Here is a 16409-nt window from a genome sequence, read left to right on the forward strand (position 1 = left end):
TGACTGCGCACAAATTGAAGCCGAGCGCAGACACCCCAAGAACCGGAACCTAGCATAATATTCCGAAAATACTAAGGAAGTCAACAGCTTGCGATGTTTCGCACCCCTGTTGATCAATCCAAACGATCGCGTACCGGTCAGTCGGCGGCCACGACGTGCAGCAATTCGTGGCCGAAACGGTCGAGTTTGCGGGCACCCATGCCCGGAATACCGCGCAGGTCGTCGATGGAATCGGGGCCGATACGCGCAATTTCCGCGAGCGTCGCATCGTGGAAAATCAGATACGCCGGCACCCCATCGCTCTTCGCGGTGTCGGTACGCCATGCGCGCAGGCGTTCCCAGCGGGAACGCTCGAGCGGCCCCATGCCGATCGTCGGATCGGCCCGCTCGCTCGTGCGGCCGGACGATTGGCGCGTGCGGGTCGGCTTCACATAGCGGCGCATCGTCACCTTCTGCTCACCCTTGAGCACCGGCTTGCTCGCTTCGGTCAGCACGAGCGAGCCAAAGCCTTCGTGGTCGACCGTCAGATAGCCGAACGCCACGAGCTGGCGGAACACCGCGCGCCATTCCGGCTCACCGAGCGCCGAGCCGATACCGAAAGTGGTCAGTTTCTCGTGACCGCGTTGCAAGATTTTCTCGCTGCGATTGCCGCGCAGAATGTCGATCAGATGACCGGCACCAAAGTGGAAGCCACTCGCCCGCTGCGCCCGGAACACGCACGACAGCGCCATCTGCGCCTCGCGCGTCGCATCCCACGTGGGCGGCGGTTCGAGACAGTTGTCGCAGTTGCCGCAGGGCTGGCTCGTTTCGCCAAAGTACGCGAGCAGCCGTACCCGCCGGCAGGTTGCGGTTTCGCACAGGCCGAGCAGCGCGTCGAGCTTGCCAGTCTGGACGCGCTTGTGCGCCTCGTCGGCGTCGGACTCGTCGATCATCTTGCGCTGCTGCACGACGTCGCCAAGACCGTAGGCCATCCACGCGTTCGAGGGCATCCCGTCGCGCCCCGCGCGGCCGGTCTCCTGATAGTAGCCCTCGACGCTTTTCGGCAGATCGAGGTGCGCGACGAACCGCACGTCGGGCTTGTCGATGCCCATGCCGAAGGCGATCGTCGCGCACATCACGATGCCCTCTTCGCGCTGGAACATCTCCTGGTGCTTCTGACGCACCTCGAACTCCATGCCGGCGTGGTAAGGCAGCGCGCGCATGCCCTTTTCCTTGAGCCACTCCGCCGTTTCCTCGACCTTGCGGCGCGACAGGCAATAGACGACGCCCGCGTCGGTCGTGCCGTCCGGCTTCGTATGCTCGGCGCGGATGAAGTCGAGCAGCTGCGCACGCGCATTGTCCTTTTCGGCGATGCGATAGCGGATGTTCGGCCGGTCGAAGCTCGACACGAACACGCGCGCATCCTCAAGCGCGAGACGGTGAATGATTTCATCGCGCGTGATCGCATCTGCCGTGGCCGTGAGCGCAATGCGCGGCACATCCGGAAAGCGCTCATGCAGCACCGACAGCTGGATATATTCGGGCCGGAAATCGTGCCCCCATTGCGACACGCAGTGGGCCTCGTCGATCGCGAAGAGGCCGATGCGCGTGCGCTCCAGCAGCTCCTGGAAGCGCGGGGTCATGAGCCGTTCCGGCGCGACGTACAGCAGATCGATGTCGCCATCTCGCAGCGCACGCTCCGTGGCCATCGCCTCGGCGCTCGACAGCGTCGAGTTCAGATACGCGGCGCGCACGCCGACTTCCGTCAGCGCCGCCACCTGGTCCTGCATCAGTGCGATCAACGGCGACACCACGATGCCCGTGCCGAAGCCGCGCTCGCGCCGCACGAGCGAAGGAATCTGATAGCAGAGCGATTTACCGCCACCCGTCGGCATCAGCACGAGGCAATCGCCGCCGTCGGCGACGTGCTCGACAATTTCGCCCTGCTGTCCTCTGAATGCGGGATAACCAAAGACTTCGTTGAGGATTTCGAGCGGACGGGACATGAATTTGAGAGAGGCGGCCAAAGGCAGATGACACGAATTTTACCAACGCATGCGTGCTGCGCCCGCGCTTTACGACAACCTTAGCCATCCGGCCTAGGCTCGCGCCGGCGCATGACGCCAATGGCATCCGCAAAAACATAAAAAAAGCCGCCCAGTCGAAACTGGGCGGCTTGCGTGGCTTGTCAAGCGTGGCGGCTTACGCCGCCCGCACTTACTCGCCCGTGTGCTGCTGTTCGGCAGCCGGCGCTTCCGGCGTACCGAATTCGAACGACTCTTCCGCTGCGATCTGATCGAAACGCTCGCGGTCGGCCAGTTCCTTGCTCTTGCGCGCCTTGTGGAACGCGAGACCCGTACCGGCCGGAATCAGACGGCCGACGATCACGTTTTCCTTCAGGCCACGCAGATCGTCGCGCTTGCCCATGATCGCCGCTTCGGTCAGCACGCGGGTCGTTTCCTGGAACGACGCCGCAGAGATGAACGAATCGGTCGACAGCGACGCCTTCGTGATACCGAGCAGCACGTTTTCGTACGTCGCCGGACGCTTGTCTTCCGCGATCATGCGGTCGTTCTCGTCGAGCATGTCCGACCGCTCGACCTGTTCGCCCGGGATGAAACGCGTATCGCCGTTGTCGACGATCTGCACGCGGCGCAGCATCTGACGCACGATCACTTCGATGTGCTTGTCGTTGATCTTCACGCCCTGCAGACGGTACACGTCCTGCACTTCGTCCACGATGTAGCGCGACAGCGCCTCGACGCCCTGCAGACGCAGGATGTCGTGCGGATCAGCCGGTCCGTCGACGATCATTTCGCCCTTGTTGACGACCTGACCATCGTGCACCAGAACCTGCTTTTCCTTCGCGATCAGGAACTCGTGCTGGTTGCCCTCGAGGTCCGTGATAACGAGACGCTGCTTGCCCTTCGTGTCCTTACCGAACGACGTCGTACCCGTGACTTCCGCCAGGATACCCGCGTCCTTCGGCGAACGTGCTTCGAACAGTTCCGCCACACGCGGCAGACCGCCGGTAATGTCACGCGTCTTCTGCGATTCGGTCGGGATACGTGCGAGTACTTCACCGACCTGCACCTGCTGACCGTCCTTCACGGTAATCAGCGCGCCGACCTGGAAGCCGATCTGCACCGAGTGCTCGGTGTTCGGGATCTTCACTTCCTCGCCGTTCGCGTCGAGCAGCTTGACCTGCGGACGCACCGTCTTCGAGGCCTGCGAACCGCGACGCTTCACGTCGATCACGACGAGCGTGGACAGACCCGTCACGTCGTCGATCTGCTTCGCGACGGTCACGCCTTCCTCGACGTTCTCGAACTTCACCGTACCACCGTACTCGGTGATGATCGGACGCGTCATCGGATCCCACGTCGCCAGTTGCGTGCCGGCCTTGATCTGCGCGCCGTCGAGCTGCAGCAGCGTGGCGCCGTACGGCACCTTGTGACGCTCGCGCTCGCGGCCGTGATCGTCGGTGATCATCGCCTCGCCCGAACGCGAGATGACGATCTGCTCGCCCTTCGCATTCGTGACGTAACGCATCGTCGCCGTGAAACGCACCGTACCGTTCGACTTCGCTTCGACCGACGAAGCCACCGCCGCACGCGACGCCGCACCACCGATGTGGAACGTACGCATCGTGAGCTGCGTGCCCGGTTCGCCGATCGACTGCGCCGCGATCACGCCGACCGCTTCGCCGACGTTGACCGACGAGCCGCGGCCGAGGTCGCGGCCGTAGCAGGCCGCGCACAGACCGTAACGCGTTTCGCAGGTGAGCGGGGTGCGCACACGCACTTCGTCGATGCCGAGGCGTTCGATTTCCTCGACCGCGTCTTCGTCGAGCAGCGTGCCCGTTTCGAACAGCGTTTCCTGCGATTCCGGATTGACGACGTCAGCCACCGCGACGCGACCCAGAATACGGTCACGCAGCGCTTCGACCACTTCACCGCCTTCCACGAGCGCCTTCATCGCCACGCCGTTGGACGTGCCGCAATCGCTCTCGACCACGACCAGATCCTGCGTCACGTCGACCAGACGGCGCGTCAGGTAACCCGAGTTCGCGGTCTTCAGTGCCGTATCAGCCAGACCCTTACGAGCACCGTGGGTCGAGATGAAGTACTGCAACACGTTCAGACCTTCGCGGAAGTTCGCCGTAATCGGCGTCTCGATGATCGAGCCGTCCGGCTTCGCCATCAGGCCGCGCATACCGGCCAGCTGACGGATCTGAACCGCGGAACCGCGCGCGCCCGAGTCGGCCATCATGTAGATGGAGTTGAACGACTCCTGACGCGTTGCGTTGCCGTCGCGGTCCGTGACCGGTTCCGTCGACAGCTGCTCCATCATCGCCTTGCCGACCGCTTCCGACGTTGCCGACCAGATGTCGACCACGTTGTTGTAGCGTTCCTGCGCGGTGACGAGACCCGACATGTACTGACGGTCGTATTCCTTCACCTTCTTCGCAGCGTCGCCGACGATGGTTTCCTTCTGCGGCGGCACGAGCATGTCGTCGACGCAGATCGAAATACCGGCGCGAGTTGCGAGGCGGAAGCCCGACTGCATCAGCTGGTCGGCGAAAATCACCGTCTCGCGCAGACCGCACTTGCGGAACGCGGTGTTGATCAGACGCGAGATTTCCTTCTTCTTCAGCGGCTTGTTCAGCACCGAGAACGGCAGCCCCGGCGGCAGGATTTCCGACAGGATCGAGCGGCCGACCGTGGTCGCATACAGCGTGACCTTCGGCACGAACGCCGGCGCGCCTTCCGACTTGTCTTCGTTGTGGACCATTTCCGTGATCCGCACGTTGACGCGCGAGGCCAGCTCGACTTCCTTGTTCTCATAGGCGCGCAGCACTTCCGACACGCCCGTGAACGTCAGGCCTTCGCCCTTGCCGTTCACTGCTTCACGCGTCGCGTAGTACAAGCCGAGCACGATATCCTGCGACGGCACGATCGACGGATCACCGTTGGCCGGGAACAGCACGTTGTTCGACGCCAGCATCAGCGTGCGCGCTTCCATCTGCGCTTCGAGCGACAGCGGCACGTGAACGGCCATCTGGTCACCGTCGAAGTCGGCGTTGAATGCCGCGCAAACGAGCGGGTGCAGCTGGATTGCCTTACCTTCGATCAGCACCGGCTCGAAAGCCTGGATGCCGAGACGGTGCAGCGTCGGCGCGCGGTTCAGCATGACCGGATGTTCGCGGATCACCTCTTCGAGGATGTCCCACACGACCGGCGTCTGGTTCTCGACTTCCTTCTTCGCAGCCTTGATGGTAGTCGCGACACCCATCACTTCGAGCTTATTGAAGATGAACGGCTTGAACAGTTCGAGCGCCATCAGCTTCGGCAGGCCGCACTGGTGCAGCTTCAGCGTCGGGCCGACCACGATCACCGAACGGCCCGAGTAGTCGACGCGCTTACCGAGCAGGTTCTGACGGAAGCGACCGCCCTTACCCTTGATCATGTCGGCGAGCGACTTCAGCGGACGCTTGTTCGCGCCGGTCATCGCCTTGCCGCGACGGCCGTTGTCGAGCAGCGAGTCGACGGCTTCCTGCAGCATCCGCTTTTCGTTGCGGACGATGATTTCAGGCGCCTTCAGCTCGAGCAGACGCTTCAACCGGTTGTTACGGTTGATGACGCGGCGATACAGGTCGTTCAGGTCCGACGTCGCGAAACGGCCGCCGTCGAGCGGCACGAGCGGACGCAGTTCCGGCGGCAGCACCGGCAGCACTTCGAGAACCATCCAGTCCGGCTTGATGCCCGAACGCTGGAATGCCTCGAGCACCTTCAGGCGCTTCGCGTACTTCTTGATCTTCGCTTCGGAACCGGTGTTGCGCAGTTCCGTGCGCAGCAGCTCGACCTGCTCGTCGATGTTGATCGCGCGCAGCAGTTCGCGAATACCTTCCGCGCCCATTTCGGCACGGAATTCGTCGCCGTATTCCTCGACCTTGTTGTAGTAATCCTCTTCGGTCATGATCTGGCGCGCTTTGAGCGGCGTCATGCCTGGATCGATCACCACATATGCTTCGAAGTACAGCACGCGCTCGATGTCGCGCAGCGTCATGTCGAGCACCATGCCCAGACGCGACGGCAGCGACTTCAGGAACCAGATGTGCGCGACCGGCGAGGCCAGCTCAATGTGGCCCATCCGCTCGCGACGCACCTTCGCGAGCGTCACTTCGACGCCGCACTTCTCGCAGATCACGCCGCGGTGCTTCAGGCGCTTGTACTTGCCGCAAAGGCATTCGTAGTCCTTGATCGGACCGAAAATCTTCGCGCAGAACAGACCATCGCGCTCCGGCTTGAACGTGCGGTAGTTGATGGTTTCCGGCTTCTTGACTTCACCGAACGACCACGAACGGATCTTGTCCGGCGAGGCCAGACCGATCTTGATCGCGTCGAAAACTTCAGGTTGTTGGACTTGCTTGAATAGATCGAGCAAAGCTTTCATCGCTTCTCTCCAGTAGTCCGATTAGTTCCGGTCCAGGTCGATGTCGATACCCAGCGACCGGATTTCCTTCACCAACACGTTGAACGACTCAGGCATGCCGGCATCGATCACGTGATCGCCCTTGACCAGGTTTTCGTACACCTTGGTCCGGCCCGTCACGTCGTCCGACTTCACCGTCAGCATTTCCTGCAGCACGTAGGATGCGCCGTACGCTTCGAGCGCCCACACTTCCATTTCACCGAAACGCTGGCCACCGAATTGCGCCTTACCACCCAGCGGCTGCTGCGTGACGAGCGAGTACGGGCCCGTGGAACGCGCGTGCATCTTGTCGTCGACCAGGTGGTGCAGCTTCAGGTAGTGCATGTAGCCGACCGTCACCGTACGTTCGAACATCTCGCCCGTGCGGCCGTCGTACAGACGCACCTGGTTCTTCGACGGCGTCATGCCGAGGTTCTGTGCGATGTCGTCCGGGAATGCCAGATCCAGCGCGCGCGACATTTCTTCTTCCGTCGCACCGTCGAACACCGGCGTGGCGAACGGCACGCCTTCGCGCAGGTTCTTCGCCAGCTCGAGGATTTCGTCGTCGCTGAAGCTGTCCAGCTCTTCGGCGCGGCCCGACTCGTTGTAGATCTTGATCAGGAATTCGCGCAGTTCGGCAATCTTCGCCTGACGCTGCAGCATTTCGCCGATACGCCAGCCGAGCCCCTTCGCGGCCCAACCCAGATGTACTTCGAGAACCTGACCCACGTTCATCCGCGACGGCACGCCGAGCGGATTCAGCACGACGTCGGCCGGACGGCCGTCGGCCATGTACGGCATGTCTTCGATCGGCACGATCTTCGACACGACACCCTTGTTACCGTGACGGCCTGCCATCTTGTCGCCAGGCTGCAGGCGGCGCTTCACCGCCAGATACACCTTGACCATCTTCAGCACGCCCGGCGGCAGTTCGTCGCCTTGCGTGAGCTTCTTGCGCTTCTCTTCGAACGCGAGGTCGAACTGGTGACGCTTCTCTTCGATCGAGTTCTTGATCGCTTCGAGCTGGGCCGCTGCTTCTTCGTCCGCGAGGCGGATGTCGAACCAGTGGTAGTGGTCCAGATCTTCGAGGTATGCGCGCTCGATCTTCGTGCCCTTCGCGAGCTTCTTCGGACCGCCGTTCGCCACCTTGCCTTCGAGCATGCGCGCGAGACGCTGGAACGCATCGCCTTCCACGATACGCAGCTGGTCGTTCAGGTCGAGGCGATAGCGCTTCAGTTCATCGTCGATGATCTGTTGCGCACGCTTGTCGCGCTGGATGCCTTCGCGCGTGAACACCTGCACGTCGATCACGGTGCCGCTCATGCCCGACGGCACGCGCAGCGACGTGTCCTTCACGTCCGACGCCTTCTCGCCGAAGATCGCGCGCAGCAGCTTTTCTTCCGGCGTCAGCTGGGTTTCGCCCTTCGGCGTGACCTTGCCGACCAGCACGTCACCCGCTTCGACTTCCGCGCCGATGTACACGATGCCCGACTCGTCGAGACGGCCAAGCTGCACTTCCGCGAGGTTCGAGATGTCGCGCGTGATTTCTTCCGGTCCGAGCTTCGTGTCGCGTGCCACGACGTTCAATTCTTCGATGTGGATCGACGTGTAACGGTCGTCGGCCACGACCTTTTCCGAGATCAGGATCGAGTCTTCGAAGTTGTAGCCGTTCCACGGCATGAACGCGATCAGCATGTTCTGGCCGAGCGCGAGCTCGCCCAGATCGGTCGATGCGCCGTCAGCCAGCACGTCGCCGCGCGCAACCTTGTCGCCCATCTTCACGATCGGACGCTGGTTGATGTTCGTGTTCTGGTTCGAACGCGTGTACTTGATCAGGTTGTAGATGTCGACACCGACTTCACCCGCAACCGCTTCGTCGTCGTTCACGCGAATCACGATACGGCCCGCGTCGACGTAATCGACCACACCGCCGCGCAGTGCCTGAACCGTCGTGCCCGAGTCGACCGCCACGGTGCGCTCGATGCCCGTACCGACGACCGGCTTCTCCGGACGCAGACACGGCACGGCTTGACGCTGCATGTTCGAGCCCATCAACGCGCGGTTCGCGTCGTCGTGCTCGAGGAACGGAATCAGCGAAGCTGCAACCGACACGATCTGCGACGGCGCCACGTCCATGTACTGGATGCGGTCCGGCGTGACCATCAGCGTTTCGCCCGCTTCACGCGACGACACGAGTTCGTCGGTCAGCGTACCGTCGTCGGCCACCGCCGCGTTCGCCTGAGCGATCACGTAACGGCCTTCTTCGATCGCCGACAGATAGTCGATCTGGTCGGTCACCTTGCCGTCCGTCACCTTGCGATACGGCGTTTCGAGGAAGCCGTATTCGTTCAGGTGCGCGTACAGAGCGAGCGAGTTGATCAGACCGATGTTCGGACCTTCCGGCGTTTCAATCGGGCACACGCGGCCGTAGTGGGTCGGATGCACGTCGCGGACTTCAAAGCCTGCGCGCTCGCGCGTCAGACCGCCCGGGCCCAGTGCGGAAACACGACGCTTGTGCGTGATTTCCGACAGCGGGTTGGTCTGATCCATAAACTGCGACAGCTGCGACGAACCGAAGAACTCGCGGATCGCCGACGAAATCGGCTTCGAGTTGATCAGATCGTGCGGCATCAGGTTTTCGCTTTCGGCCTGGCCGAGGCGTTCCTTCACGGCACGTTCGACACGCACGAGACCCGCGCGGAACTGGTTTTCCGCGAGTTCGCCGACGCAACGCACGCGACGGTTGCCGAGGTGGTCGATGTCGTCCACTTCGCCCTTGCCGTTGCGCAGCTCGACGAGGATCTTGATCGTCGCGAGGATGTCGTCGTCCTGCAGCGTCATCGGGCCGACGATTTCGTCACGGCCGACGCGGCGGTTGAACTTCATACGACCCACCTTCGACAGGTCGTACGCTTCTTCGCTGTAGAACAGACGGTTGAACAATGCCTCGACCGCTTCTTCGGTCGGCGGCTCGCCCGGGCGCATCATGCGGTAGATCGCGATGCGGGCGGCCATCTTGTCCGCCGTTTCGTCGATGCGCAGCGTCGACGAGATGTACGGACCCTGGTCCAGATCGTTCGTGTAGAGCGCCTGGATGTCCTTGATCTTCGCTTCGCGCAGCTTCTCGAGGACGGTTTCGGTGACTTCGTCGTTCGCATTCGCGATGACTTCGCCGGTGTCGCCGTCGACGACGTTCTTCGCCAGCACGCGGCCGAGCAGATAGTCTTCCGGCACCGAGATGAACTTGGTCTTCGCGTTGTCGAGATCGCGAATGTGCTTGGCGTTGATCCGCTTGTCCTTCTGGACGATCACGTTGCCATCGCGGTCCGTGATGTCGAAACGCGCAACTTCACCACGCAGACGCTCCGGTACGAACTCCATCTGCGCGCCTTCCGGCATCAGCGTGAAATTGTCGAACACGAAGAAGTTGGCGAGGATCTGTTCCGGCGTGAGGCCGATGGCCTTCAGCAGGATCGTGACCGGCATCTTGCGGCGACGGTCGACACGGAAGTACAGCACGTCCTTCGGGTCGAACTCGAAATCGAGCCACGAACCGCGGTAAGGAATGATACGTGCCGAAAACAGCAGCTTGCCCGAGCTGTGCGTCTTGCCCTTGTCGTGCTCGAAGAACACGCCCGGCGAACGATGCAGCTGCGAAACGATCACACGTTCCGTGCCGTTGATGACGAACGAACCGGTCGGCGTCATGAGCGGAATTTCGCCCATGTACACTTCCTGTTCCTTGACTTCCTTGACGACCGGCTTGCTCGGCGACTCCTTGTCGAGCAGCACCAGACGCACCTTGGCGCGCAGCGCCGAGCAGTACGTCAGACCGCGCTGCTGACATTCCTTGATGTTGAATGCCGGCGGCGACAGCATGTAGCTGACGAATTCGAGACGAGCGAAGCCGTTATGCGAAACGATCGGGAAAACGGACGTGAACGCAGCTTGCAGGCCTTCCGGCTTACGCTGCGTCGAAGACGTGTCTGCTTGCAGAAACGTGCTGAATGATTCAAGCTGGGTAGCCAGCAGGAAAGGTACTTGGTGAACGATGGGGCGTTTCGCGAAACTCTTGCGAATACGCTTCTTCTCGGTGAAGGAATATTGCATACGATCTCCGAATCACGGCGGGCATAGTTGTCGAGGCAGGATACCTTGATGAGACAACCCGAGTGTTCACCGACTGAGACCCGATGGCCGTCCAATGGCTTGAACGAGCCTAGAAGCTTGGTGGTTGGCCGCTACCAACCGCTGGCTGACGGCAGCGGATGCCTGTGTTGCCCGCTACCCGACCAAACTTGCCTTCTGCAGTCGCTTCAGAAGACAAAGAGAAACGCCGGTCAATGTTGCCGATTGGCGATTTTCTTTGGCTTCTGGGAATCACGTTCTTGCCGGAGCAAACCCACAAAAACGCAAGCCCCACAAAGCACAAAAAGGCCGGCGGTGAAAAACCGCCAGCCTTCGCACAGCGCGTTGAAACTTACTTGATTTCAACCTTCGCGCCAGCTTCTTCCAGCTTCTTCTTGGCTTCTTCAGCAGCAGCCTTGGGCACCGCTTCCTTGACGGGCTTCGGTGCGCCATCGACCAGATCCTTCGCTTCCTTCAGGCCGAGACCTGTCAGTTCGCGAACAGCCTTAATGACCGAAACCTTGTTTGCGCCGGTTTCAGCCAGGATGACCGTGAATTCGGTCTGCTCTTCAGCAGCAGCAGCGCCGCCGCCTGCACCTGCCGGGCCAGCCACTGCAACAGCAGCTGCCGACACGCCAAACTTTTCTTCGAACGCCTTAACCAGCTCGTTCAGTTCCAGAACCGACATCGAGCCTACGGCTTCGAGGATGTCTTCTTTTGCGATTGCCATTTGAAATACTCCTAAATTGAATTCGGATACAGCCAGCGATCAATTACGCTCGACTGATGTACGTTACGCAGCGGTTTCTTCGCCTTGTTTCTTCTCTGCCAGCGCGGCCAGAGCACGCGCGAAGCCAGAAACAGGAGCCTGCATGACGAACAGCAGCTTGGAGAGCAGTTCTTCGCGGCTCGGGATGTTTGCCAGCGCTTGCACGCCAGCCTTGTCCATCACCTTGCCTTCGTAGGAACCAGCCTTGATGATCAACTTGTCATTGCTCTTGCTGAAGTCATTGACGACCTTGGCAGCAGCAATTGCATCTTCGGAGATGCCGTAGATCAGGGGGCCAGTCATCTGCTCTGCCAGCGGAGCAAACGGCGTACCTTCGACAGCGCGACGCGCCAGCGTGTTCTTCAACACGCGAAGATAAACCTGTTGCTCACGCGCTTTCGCGCGCAGCTTGGTCAGATCGCCAACCGCGATTCCACGATACTCAGCCAGAACCACGGTCTGAGCTTTCGCGACTTGCGCGGCAACCTCAGCGACGACGGCCTGCTTGCTTTCTTTGTTGAGTGGCACGGTTAACCTCCAGATTCGATACACGCGGCGTGCGCCTTGTGTACCGCGTTCAATAACGGCGTCCGACCAGTCAGGAGTATTTCGACCGCCCGACACCCGCATTGCTGCGGACATCCAACGGTTTCATCACCACAAACTTTTTCGGGTTCGCCATCTGCGTTGGCTTTACATTAAGGACTCGCCTACCTGCTGCGGGCCCGCCAACGGTCTTTGACAACCGGTTGCGCGATGCAGACTGCCACCTTGCAACCGCCCAAAGCCCTTATAGACCGCCCCGACTTACGTCAGGGCGATGAAATTCATTACTGCGCTGCGATCGACGCTTGATCGACGCGAACGCCCACACCCATCGTGCTCGACAGAGCGACCTTGCGCAGGTACACACCCTTGCTCGTTGCCGGCTTCGCCTTTTGCAGCGCGTCGATCAGAGCATTCAGGTTGGTACGCAGAGCAGTTGCTTCGAACGAAGCACGGCCGATCGTGGCGTGGATGATACCGGCCTTGTCGACACGGAATTGCACCTGACCAGCCTTGGCGTTTTTGACTGCGGTCGCGACATCCGGCGTGACCGTGCCGACCTTCGGGTTCGGCATCAGACCGCGCGGGCCGAGGATCTGACCGAGCGTACCGACGATACGCATCGTGTCCGGCGAGGCAATCACGATGTCGAAGTTCAGGTTGCCGGCCTTAACCTGTTCAGCCAGGTCTTCCATACCGACGACGTCCGCACCGGCTGCACGAGCCTGCTCAGCCTTTTCACCTTGCGCGAACACCGCGACGCGAACCGACTTACCCGTACCAGCGGGCAGCACGACCGAGCCACGAACCACTTGATCCGACTTCTTCGCGTCGATGCCGAGTTGCACCGCGACGTCGATCGATTCGTCGAACTTCGCGCTTGCGCACTCCTTCACGAGCGACAGAGCGTCTTCGAGCGGGTAGAGCTTCTGACGATCAACCTTTGCTGCAAATGCTTGCAGACGTTTCGAAAGCTTGGCCATTTACACGCCCTCCACGGTGATGCCCATCGAGCGGGCGCTACCAGCGATCGTGCGAACCGCTGCGTCCAGATCAGCAGCCGTCAGATCGGGCATCTTGGTCTTGGCGATATCTTCAGCTTGAGCACGGGTGATCTTGCCGACCTTGTCGGTATGCGGCTTGCTCGAACCCTTGTCGATCTTCGCTGCCTTCTTGATCAGAACCGTGGCCGGCGGCGTCTTCAGCACGAACGTGAAGCTCTTGTCCGCGAATGCCGTGATCACGACCGGAATCGGCAGGCCCGGTTCCATTGCTTGGGTCTGCGCGTTGAACGCCTTGCAGAACTCCATGATGTTCAGACCGCGCTGGCCCAGTGCCGGACCGACCGGCGGCGACGGGTTGGCTTTACCTGCAGGAATCTGCAGCTTGATAAAGCCGATGATTTTCTTTGCCATCTTGAGAACCTCTTTGGAACGCCGACGTGTATGTGGACGTTCAGTGAGTAGTAGCGCGTGTTCGCTGAAAAACTAGCTAGTTACGCTCCTCAACGACCATTACGCGGGCCGTAAGCGCGAAATACGGAACGCACCAAACGGTGCGTTCCGTAGAATTCTGGATTACAACTTTTCGACCTGGCCGAATTCCAACTCAACCGGCGTTGCGCGGCCGAAGATCGTAACGGAAACACGGACTCGCGATTTTTCGTAGTTCACTTCTTCGACGCTGCCGTTGAAATCAGTGAATGGGCCTTCCTTCACTCGCACCATCTCGCCCACTTCAAACAGGGTCTTTGGACGCGGCTTCTCCACGCCTTCCTGCATCTGCGACATGATTTTTTCAACTTCCCGAGGGGAAATCGGGCTCGGACGGTTACGCGCCCCGCCGACAAAACCGGTCACCTTTGCCGTATTTTTTACGAGATGCCACGTTTCGTCTGTCATTTCCATTTCCACCAGCACATAGCCGGGGAAGAAACGACGCTCCGTCACTGATTTGTGACCACCTTTCACCTCGACGACCTCTTCAGTCGGAACAAGGATCTGGCCAAACTGGTCCTGCATACCGGCACGCTCGATGCGCTCCTGAAGCGCTCGTTGCACGCTCTTCTCCATGCCGGAGTAGGCGTGCACCACGTACCAACGTTTGCCGCTCGGGGATGCCGGTGTATCGCTCATATCATTTCCAACCCAGAATCACCGAGAAAATCGCCCATTCAATGGATTTATCGCAAACCCAGAGAAAAATCGCCATCACGACCACAAAGCCGAACACTACAAGCGTTGTCTGGGTAGCCTCTTTACGGGTAGGCCAAACAACCTTACGAACTTCTTTGTACGAGTCTTTGGCGAAAGCGATAAAACCCTTGCCAGGCGCTGAGAGAAGACCGACTGCGACACCCGCGATCGCACCAACAGCCAAGGCGGCTCCGCGGATGTACCATTCCTGGCCACTCAGCCAGAAGAACCCCACGAACCCGGCCAAGACCAGCAATACACCCGCGATCAACATCAACTTGTCGCCAGATGTATTTACAGTTTCGACGGAAGGATTCGCCATAACACCTTAACGAAGCGCCACTACGGCGCAATAGTTGGCAGGGGCAGAGGGAATCGAACCCCCAACCTTCGGTTTTGGAGACCGACGCTCTGCCAGTTGAGCTATACCCCTAAACCATTTGGGGCTGACGACACCGCCAACCCCGATACAACCGATTATCGAGAACTATCTGGCGTTACTCGATGATCTTGGCGACGACACCAGCGCCGACCGTACGACCGCCTTCGCGAATCGCGAAACGCAGACCTTCTTCCATCGCGATCGGGTTGATCAGCTTCACCGTGATCGACACGTTGTCGCCCGGCATCACCATTTCCTTGTCCTTCGGCAGCTCGATCGAACCCGTCACGTCCGTCGTACGGAAGTAGAACTGCGGACGGTAGTTGTTGAAGAACGGCGTGTGGCGGCCGCCTTCATCCTTGCTCAGCACGTACACCTCTGCCGTGAAGTGCGTGTGCGGGTTGATCGAACCCGGCTTCGCCAGAACCTGACCACGCTCCACGTCTTCACGCTTCGTGCCGCGCAGCAGGATACCCACGTTGTCGCCTGCCTGCCCCTGGTCGAGCAGCTTGCGGAACATTTCCACGCCCGTGCAGGTCGTCTTGGCCGTTGCGCGGATACCGACGATCTCGATTTCCTCGCCGACCTTGATGATGCCGCGCTCGACGCGACCCGTCACCACCGTGCCGCGACCCGAGATCGAGAACACGTCTTCCACCGGCATCAGGAACGAACCGTCAACCGCGCGCTCCGGCGTCGGGATGTACGTGTCCAGCGCGTCGGCCAGGCTCATGATCGCCACTTCGCCCAGTTCGCCCTTGTCGCCTTCCAGCGCCAGCTTGGCCGAACCCTTGATGATCGGCGTGTCGTCGCCCGGGAAGTCGTACTTCGACAGAAGTTCGCGCACTTCCATCTCGACGAGCTCCAGCAGCTCAGCGTCGTCCACCATGTCGCACTTGTTCAGGAACACGATGATGTACGGAACGCCAACCTGGCGCGCCAGCAGGATGTGCTCACGCGTTTGCGGCATCGGGCCGTCTGCGGCCGAGCACACCAGGATTGCGCCGTCCATCTGCGCTGCGCCCGTGATCATGTTCTTCACGTAGTCGGCGTGGCCCGGGCAGTCGACGTGTGCGTAGTGGCGGTTTGCCGTTTCGTACTCGACGTGCGCGGTGTTGATCGTAATACCACGCGCCTTTTCTTCCGGCGCTGCATCGATCTGGTCGTATGCCTTCGCTTCGCCGCCGAACTTCTGCGTCAGAACCGTCGTGATCGCCGCCGTCAGCGTGGTCTTGCCGTGGTCAACGTGACCGATCGTGCCCACGTTCACGTGCGGCTTGGTCCGCTCAAACTTACCCTTGGCCATTTTCGACTCCTAAGAGGATTTTCCGTACGTTGCGCCGGGCGCAAACAATCACTGAATACTTCTGGTGCCCATGGGCAGGATCGAACTGCCGACCTCTCCCTTACCAAGGGAGTGCTCTACCACTGAGCCACATGGGCGCTACTTCCGTGTCACTGGAGCGGGTGAAGGGAATCGAACCCTCGTCGTAAGCTTGGAAGGCTTCTGCTCTACCATTGAGCTACACCCGCAACGATCATGGATTCCCAACAACTGCTACAACTTGCATTCTGGTGGAGGAGGTTGGATTCGAACCAACGTAGGCGTAAGCCAACAGATTTACAGTCTGCCCCCTTTAGCCACTCGGGCACCCCTCCGCAGAGAACTGATGATTATGGGGGAACAACATCTTTTTGTCAAGGCTTGCTTGACCATTCCAAACCCACCGTTCTCACTTATATGCAGCGATTCCAGGTCTTCCGTAAACGGAAAAACCCCACTGCAATGGGTGGGGTTTTTGACCAAGAAGGAGCCTGACGATTACCTACTTTCACACGGGCAATCCGCACTATCATCGGCGTGGAGTCGTTTCACGGTCCTGTTCGGGATGGGAAGGGGTGGGACCGACTCGCTATGGTCATCAGGCATGACGGG

Annotated in this window: 11 protein-coding genes, 4 tRNA genes and 1 rRNA gene; 1 reads left to right on the forward strand and 15 read right to left on the reverse strand. The window is 60.4% G+C overall.

Annotation, left to right across the window (positions count from 1 at the left end; translation table 11 throughout):
- Positions 1-137 precede the first annotated feature (137 nt).
- The 3 genes from recQ to rpoB form a co-directional block, all read right to left on the reverse strand.
- Positions 138-1985, reverse strand: coding sequence for a DNA helicase RecQ (gene recQ / locus F3J20_RS21855; protein WP_167045414.1), 1848 nt, complete (start codon positions 1983-1985; stop codon positions 138-140).
- Positions 1986-2196: 211 nt separating this feature from the next.
- Entirely contained in the window at positions 2197-6435 is a 4239-nt protein-coding gene (gene rpoC, locus F3J20_RS21860; RefSeq protein WP_167045411.1) for a DNA-directed RNA polymerase subunit beta', read from the reverse strand.
- A gap of 21 nt (positions 6436-6456) precedes the next feature.
- Complete coding sequence (rpoB, locus tag F3J20_RS21865) at positions 6457-10563, reverse strand: DNA-directed RNA polymerase subunit beta (RefSeq protein WP_167045408.1); 4107 nt, start codon at positions 10561-10563, stop codon at positions 6457-6459.
- Between the two features lie 124 nt (positions 10564-10687).
- Between rpoB and F3J20_RS21870 the strand changes: the two genes are divergently transcribed.
- Positions 10688-10900 carry a hypothetical protein gene (locus tag F3J20_RS21870; RefSeq protein ID WP_167284481.1) on the forward strand — a complete coding sequence of 71 codons (213 nt, stop codon included), beginning with the start codon at positions 10688-10690 and terminating at the stop codon, positions 10898-10900.
- A gap of 33 nt (positions 10901-10933) precedes the next feature.
- On the opposite strand, the gene rplL is transcribed toward F3J20_RS21870, so the two are convergent.
- The 12 genes from rplL to rrf all read right to left on the reverse strand — a co-directional run bounded on the left by rplL (position 10934) and on the right by rrf (position 16400).
- Complete coding sequence (gene rplL, locus F3J20_RS21875) at positions 10934-11311, reverse strand: 50S ribosomal protein L7/L12 (protein WP_167045402.1); 378 nt, start codon at positions 11309-11311, stop codon at positions 10934-10936.
- 63 nt (positions 11312-11374) lie between these two features.
- Positions 11375-11878 carry a 50S ribosomal protein L10 gene (gene rplJ / locus F3J20_RS21880; RefSeq protein ID WP_167045857.1) on the reverse strand — a complete coding sequence of 168 codons (504 nt, stop codon included), beginning with the start codon at positions 11876-11878 and terminating at the stop codon, positions 11375-11377.
- 302 nt (positions 11879-12180) lie between these two features.
- The gene (gene rplA, locus F3J20_RS21885; RefSeq protein WP_167045400.1) at positions 12181-12879 is read right to left on the reverse strand and encodes a 50S ribosomal protein L1; all 699 of its coding nucleotides are present in this window, start codon (positions 12877-12879) and stop codon (positions 12181-12183) included.
- Complete coding sequence (gene rplK, locus F3J20_RS21890) at positions 12880-13311, reverse strand: 50S ribosomal protein L11 (RefSeq protein WP_042329781.1); 432 nt, start codon at positions 13309-13311, stop codon at positions 12880-12882.
- 162 nt (positions 13312-13473) lie between these two features.
- Positions 13474-14031: a transcription termination/antitermination protein NusG gene (gene nusG, locus F3J20_RS21895; protein WP_075303275.1), complete on the reverse strand. Its 558-nt coding sequence runs from the start codon at positions 14029-14031 to the stop codon at positions 13474-13476.
- Between the two features lies 1 nt (position 14032).
- On the reverse strand, positions 14033-14413 hold the full coding sequence (gene secE / locus F3J20_RS21900) for a preprotein translocase subunit SecE (protein ID WP_167284482.1): 381 nt from the start codon (positions 14411-14413) through the stop codon (positions 14033-14035).
- Between the two features lie 35 nt (positions 14414-14448).
- Positions 14449-14524, reverse strand: a tRNA-Trp gene (locus F3J20_RS21905).
- A gap of 64 nt (positions 14525-14588) precedes the next feature.
- On the reverse strand, positions 14589-15779 hold the full coding sequence (gene tuf / locus F3J20_RS21910) for an elongation factor Tu (protein WP_167045394.1): 1191 nt from the start codon (positions 15777-15779) through the stop codon (positions 14589-14591).
- 62 nt (positions 15780-15841) lie between these two features.
- A tRNA-Thr gene (locus F3J20_RS21915) sits at positions 15842-15916 on the reverse strand.
- 16 nt (positions 15917-15932) lie between these two features.
- A tRNA-Gly gene (locus F3J20_RS21920) sits at positions 15933-16006 on the reverse strand.
- A 40-nt stretch (positions 16007-16046) separates the two neighbouring features.
- A tRNA-Tyr gene (locus F3J20_RS21925) sits at positions 16047-16132 on the reverse strand.
- Positions 16133-16286: 154 nt separating this feature from the next.
- Positions 16287-16400, reverse strand: a 5S ribosomal RNA gene (rrf, locus tag F3J20_RS21930).
- Positions 16401-16409: the final 9 nt, after the last annotated feature.

Origin of the sequence: Paraburkholderia sp. Cy-641, from assembly GCF_011752945.1 — a bacterium.
Lineage (GTDB): Bacteria > Pseudomonadota > Gammaproteobacteria > Burkholderiales > Burkholderiaceae > Paraburkholderia.

Excerpts from the sequence above, each read along its gene's own strand:
- rplL (WP_167045402.1), bottom strand. The coding sequence starts at position 11,311 with ATGGCAATCGCAAAAGAAGACATCCTCGAAGCCGTAGGCTCGATGTCG.
- secE (WP_167284482.1), bottom strand. The coding sequence starts at position 14,413 with ATGGCGAATCCTTCCGTCGAAACTGTAAATACATCTGGCGACAAGTTG.
- nusG (WP_075303275.1), bottom strand. The coding sequence starts at position 14,031 with ATGAGCGATACACCGGCATCCCCGAGCGGCAAACGTTGGTACGTGGTG.
- tuf (WP_167045394.1), bottom strand. The coding sequence starts at position 15,779 with ATGGCCAAGGGTAAGTTTGAGCGGACCAAGCCGCACGTGAACGTGGGC.
- rpoB (WP_167045408.1), bottom strand. The coding sequence starts at position 10,563 with ATGCAATATTCCTTCACCGAGAAGAAGCGTATTCGCAAGAGTTTCGCG.
- rplA (WP_167045400.1), bottom strand. The coding sequence starts at position 12,879 with ATGGCCAAGCTTTCGAAACGTCTGCAAGCATTTGCAGCAAAGGTTGAT.
- rpoC (WP_167045411.1), bottom strand. The coding sequence starts at position 6,435 with ATGAAAGCTTTGCTCGATCTATTCAAGCAAGTCCAACAACCTGAAGTT.
- recQ (WP_167045414.1), bottom strand. The coding sequence starts at position 1,985 with ATGTCCCGTCCGCTCGAAATCCTCAACGAAGTCTTTGGTTATCCCGCA.
- rplK (WP_042329781.1), bottom strand. The coding sequence starts at position 13,311 with ATGGCAAAGAAAATCATCGGCTTTATCAAGCTGCAGATTCCTGCAGGT.